The organism is Calditrichota bacterium (assembly GCA_016867835.1).
Classification (GTDB): domain Bacteria; phylum Electryoneota; class AABM5-125-24; order Hatepunaeales; family Hatepunaeaceae; genus VGIQ01.
Genome location: VGIQ01000156.1, coordinates 1 through 4,811, shown reverse-complemented (window position 1 = coordinate 4,811; position 4,811 = coordinate 1). Strand labels below are relative to the sequence as shown.

Annotated in this window: 3 protein-coding genes; 2 read left to right on the top strand and 1 reads right to left on the bottom strand. The window is 49.0% G+C overall.

All coding sequences use genetic code 11. The features are described from left to right. The first annotated feature begins 1,922 nt into the window (after positions 1 to 1,922). The gene (locus FJY67_11365; protein ID MBM3330046.1) at positions 1,923 to 2,291 is read left to right on the top strand and encodes a DUF805 domain-containing protein; all 369 of its coding nucleotides are present in this window, start codon (positions 1,923 to 1,925) and stop codon (positions 2,289 to 2,291) included. Positions 2,292 to 2,754: 463 nt separating this feature from the next. Here the strand turns inward: FJY67_11365 and FJY67_11360 are convergent, their stop codons facing one another. Continuing rightward, the gene (locus tag FJY67_11360; protein MBM3330045.1) at positions 2,755 to 4,023 is read right to left on the bottom strand and encodes an ATP-binding protein; all 1,269 of its coding nucleotides are present in this window, start codon (positions 4,021 to 4,023) and stop codon (positions 2,755 to 2,757) included. Between the two features lie 152 nt (positions 4,024 to 4,175). Between FJY67_11360 and FJY67_11355 the strand changes: the two genes are divergently transcribed. Then, a partial coding sequence (locus FJY67_11355; GenBank protein ID MBM3330044.1) for a DEAD/DEAH box helicase occupies positions 4,176 to 4,811 on the top strand: 636 nt, incomplete at its 3' end.

The window sequence follows — 4,811 nt, the reverse complement described above, 5'->3', positions numbered from 1 at the left end:
TCGAATGAGATGTAAAGCACTCACCCCAACCAATCAAGAGGAGAGATTGGCCACCGAAGTCATCGGCCGCGTCGAAGGCGGCTCGCGTAGCGCCGGTTTCCAAACCGGCGGATGGGTCTCCGCCGGCTAAGCGATGAGGAAGGCGGAAGCGTAGTTGTGACCTGCTTCATCTTATTAATCGGGGCATCAAATAGTAGCATCAGTAGGACGGACATTCTTGTCCGTCCAAAGGGCAGGCAGGAATGCCTGCCCTACTGGAGAATACCACAATTATCTGCACCCATTAATAGTAAATTAAAAAAATCCTAATGTCGAAAACTACGCCAATCATCGCAATCACCATTCTATGCTCCTTCATATTCGGACGACTCGCATTCGCAATTGAAGTTAAGATTGGTGACGCGGCTGTCCGAATCCCTGCACCTGCCGGTTTCGTGGACCTAAAACCAGTTTCAAAAGAACAGTTTGACATATTCAATGCAGTTGTTCCCAAAACTAATCGGCTCGAGGCCGCTTTCGTTTCGGAAAGCGACGCAGGTCAACTGATGCTGGGTAATCAACCAGCTCTCATTGAGTACTTTTCTGTCCAATCATATAGACCGCTGGATACCACAAATTTGTCAAAGTCGCAATTTTCTGAGATTCGTCAGACGCTCAGTAAGGAATATGGAGTCATTTTTAATAAAGAGGATAAGTCAGTAAGGGAACAAGCTCGCAAATCAGGTCAAGCGCTCTCAAAGCATCTTGGAACAAAGATCAATTTTAATGTTAGTGGGATTGCGCCGCTTTCAGTCGATGATGAATCAACTTCGAACATAACTATTTCATTACTATCAAAGTTTAAAATGGAAATAGAAGGTGAGCAAATTGACTTTTTAATTGCCAGCACAATGTGCGTTTTACTGATAAGATCAAAAGTCCTTTATTTAAATGCTTGTAGGAAATTCAATGATGATTCCGATATCGAATGGACACGTCGAGCGATAAAAGACTGGAAAACAGCTGTATTATCGTCGAATAAAGAGGTTTTGTCTTACGCTGATGGCAAAATAGTACCGGAAGGACTGCCAATGACTCCTGAGATCAGAATATTACTTTCAGGCAAGTTCGACGAATTTAAATCAAAAGGGCATCAAAAGGCAAGGAAGGTAGATTTCAGTATTAAATATCCTTCTTCATGGCAAAAGCGGGAGGCAGACAGACCCCATATTGTGCAGAAGTTTCTTGGCAATGTTGATAATAACGGCATTCAACCTGTGATTATGATAACCGTTCAGGATCTCCCAAAGGGATTCTCTCTAGTATTTGAAGATTCAGACAAAGAAGATTTCTTCTCCGATGGGTTAAAGGAAATGACACCACCAGGAGCTGAATATATTGACGGTGGAAAGACAAAACTAGATGGAGAACCTGCAGGATGGATGAAGTATTATTACTATCAAGAAAGAGCTGGAATGCATCTTGGAATGTATTGCCTTCAATATGTTCTATTTTACGATGATAATATGTTGGCCATCCAATGTTCGGTTGGCGGGCTTGACCGATTCAGGGAACTATCTCACGAAGAATTCAACTCCTATTTACCATTGTTTCAAAATGTCGGGATTAATTTCATTTTGGACAGTAAATGGGATAAACCTTTGTATAGCAAAATGTGGTGGGCTGCATTCCCTGTAGTTGCATTAATGTTGTGGTTATTTGGGCTTATACCCACTTTATCAACAAGACCTTTGTTTCGCACGCTGCAATTACCAAATAACTCGTCAGCGATGAAATCGACAGACATTGATAATGTTACTTTCTCTCGATTTGACTCTACAGATGCATTAAACAGCGAAGATGTTGAATATCGATTCGCTAATCAATCAGCGGTAGTCAATTTAAAACAATTAAATCAACAAGATAAGCAAAAAGGAACAAGAATGAACTGGTATTTCGAAGCACTAAAAAAGTATGCCACGTTTGAAGGACGAGCGAGGAGGAAGGAGTATTGGTACTTCGCACTATTCAATTCCCTCTTCTACATCGTAGCATACGTAATCGATGTCGTAGTCGGATTATACAGCGAGGAATTCGGTATTGGATTACTCAGTGAATTCTACGTCGTGGCCACCTTAATTCCAGGAATCGCAGCAGGTGTTCGTCGACTCCATGATACTGATCGAACTGGCTGGTGGATGCTAATATGCTTTATACCATTATTGGGGTTAATAATATTGGCCTATTTAGTGCAAGACAGCAAGCCCGGCCACAATCGATTTGGACCAAACCCAAAGGAGATGTTTCAATAATCTGATTACACTCAGGCTAGATATTCCTTAAATTGTTATGCTGGCGAAAAACCAGCTGCATAATCCCCTCCTCATACCTTAGTTATGCCGTCCACCCGGGCTGATAGTAGTAAATCCTTGTCCGCGCCAGTCTGCGCAGCGGTGAGGATTACTGCGAAACCACTTACGAGATTTACGAGTACAATCCTGCCGACTTCCCCGATCCCTCCAAAGTGCCTTGGAATGCTAAACTCTTCATCTGGATTCACGGCTCTTTGGACAACCCAACATTCAGGGTCAAAATCGAGCCTTGCGGCGAATGGCGCAAGTTTGCTCCCCCCGGCTTAACTTTCACTGATAAGATCGCTCCCATATCTGCTTCATCCGCTTAATCCGCTGTGAATGTCCCTCTCCACGCTGAAGACGTGAACTCTAGTTCCTCCCGCTATAATCTTCATCATTCTAAATTCTTAATTCTTAATTCCTAATTCCGAAGAAAATAGAACACCACCCCATCCCTCCCATGCCGCTTCTCGCACCCCAGCGTCTCGGCGATCCGCGCGATCTTCCGGCTTGAGTTCTTCACCCGACACGCATAGGTCAACTGCCCATAAAGTTGTGCCAGCGTCAATTTGTGGTTCATTTGCTTCAGTTCCTTCTGCAAGATCCTCCTCACCTGCGCCTCCGGCCCATTGTCCCGAGCCTCCAGATAACCTATGTTCACGACCTCGAAGAACTGCTCGATCTCCCGCCGCCGCTCCGCCGGCGTGCAGAAAAAGAGCGGATCTGCCAGTTGCCGCACTCGCGTTTCATATCCACTCGGCTTCACCGCCTCTACGCGGCGATATAGACTCCAATTGCCTTCCTTTTCACCGCCCCGCAGCCGCCAATACAGCAGCCCGTTCCGAATCGCCCGCGCCCGCTTGAGCGCCGCCTCATCGGTCAACTTCATCGATCCTTCCGTAGCCTGCCGCTTCATCCGGATATCCAGACACCGGCTCTCCAGGGCCTCGTCCTTGAACTCCCGCCGCGTCGCGATCACCTTCGGTCCGAACGCCTGAAACGCCAGCGGCTCGGACTGGCGTCCCAGCCGGATGATTGACACCCCCCGCGTGTAGCCGTGGTTCAGGATTTTAACGATTTGGCTCTCCAGCCCGTTCCCCTTGTAGTCCGCCTCGTCGATTATCAACGTCCCTTGTACACCGTTCACAATACGGAACAGCGCCGCCGGCGAGACCACCCCCGACACATTGAGCGCCCTGTAGCATATTGCCGACAGCGCCCGCAGCGCCGTCGTCTTCCCTGTTCCGTAATCGCCGATGAACCTTAGGTAGGGCACCGCGTCGAACCGCCACGCGAACCACGTCATCACCGCAAAACTAACTGCCGCCGTCAGCTCATTCTCAGACCCAAACGCGACCACCGTCCGCAGCCAGTCCCGCGCCGTTTCATAGATGTCGTCCATACTCAACCGGCCCTCAACGCCATCGGATGTTGATACGATCCCCGCCTCAGCGAGTTTTCGGTATTCCGAACGAAGCACCATCTCTTCCCCGCCGATGCTGACCCTATGCCCGTATTTCAGTTCCCCGCCGTCATTGACGACAAAGCATCCCGCCTCGTTCCCGTCAATATACTCGACAAACGGCTTGCCCTTCCTCAGCGCATAGAACGGCATTACCGAAATCTTCTCTGCGCCTGCCTCAACCCTTACCGCCCCATCTGATACGCCCGCTTTGTCCACCTTGTCCATTTCGCCTCTCCTCTTTGAATAATACTTCTGGTGTTGACAATATACGACATTTTCTCCCCAAAATCAAGTCTTCGCTCCGCAATCCTCTCCACATCGTCCAAATCGAACACTTGGTCCATGCTCTGTTACAGGAAAATTCCCCGGTAGCCGCGATGGAGGATGTCTTGACTTGCAACAAAGCGTCGCTTATATTGACAATTAGTCAATCTCAGAGTTTCTCTATGCCCCCACATTTCTTACCCGGCCAAGTAGTCCGGATGCGTAACTACACGGCACGATTCGGCACCATTCAAGGTGCTCCCCAACCAATGGGGGACACTTGGTCCTATCGCATCCAGTGGAACGACGGCACAAGAGTAGCAGCACTCGAGAATGACCTTGTGGCGGTTAAGGACTCCACTCCGGAAGCCCTCTGGGAGGCTGGATCCTTCGCCGACCACAAGAGCCTGCTTCGCCTGGTCACTTGGATTCGCCTCAGCAAGGCTCTGACCGACACCGTTCTCACCCGATTCGCCAGTCGCATTGACTTCCTCCCCTACCAATGGCTTCCGCTCCTCAAGTTCCTCGACTCAGCCGACTCCCGTATCCTCATTGCCGACGAAGTCGGTCTGGGGAAGACCATTGAAGCCGGCATCATCCTTCGCGAACTGACCGCCCGCCAGGGGAGGCTGCGCAAAGTGCTGGTCATCGCCCGTAAAGGCTCACTCAACAGCCAATGGGAAAACGAACTTAAGCGCCGTTTCGGCTTTGAGTTCACCGTCTGGGAAGCCCAAGATATGAAGGATTGG

Coding starts and splice junctions, on each gene's coding strand:
- FJY67_11365 (MBM3330046.1), top strand. CDS start 1,923: ATGAACTGGTATTTCGAAGCACTAAAAAAGTATGCCACGTTTGAAGGA.
- FJY67_11360 (MBM3330045.1), bottom strand. CDS start 4,023: ATGGACAAGGTGGACAAAGCGGGCGTATCAGATGGGGCGGTAAGGGTT.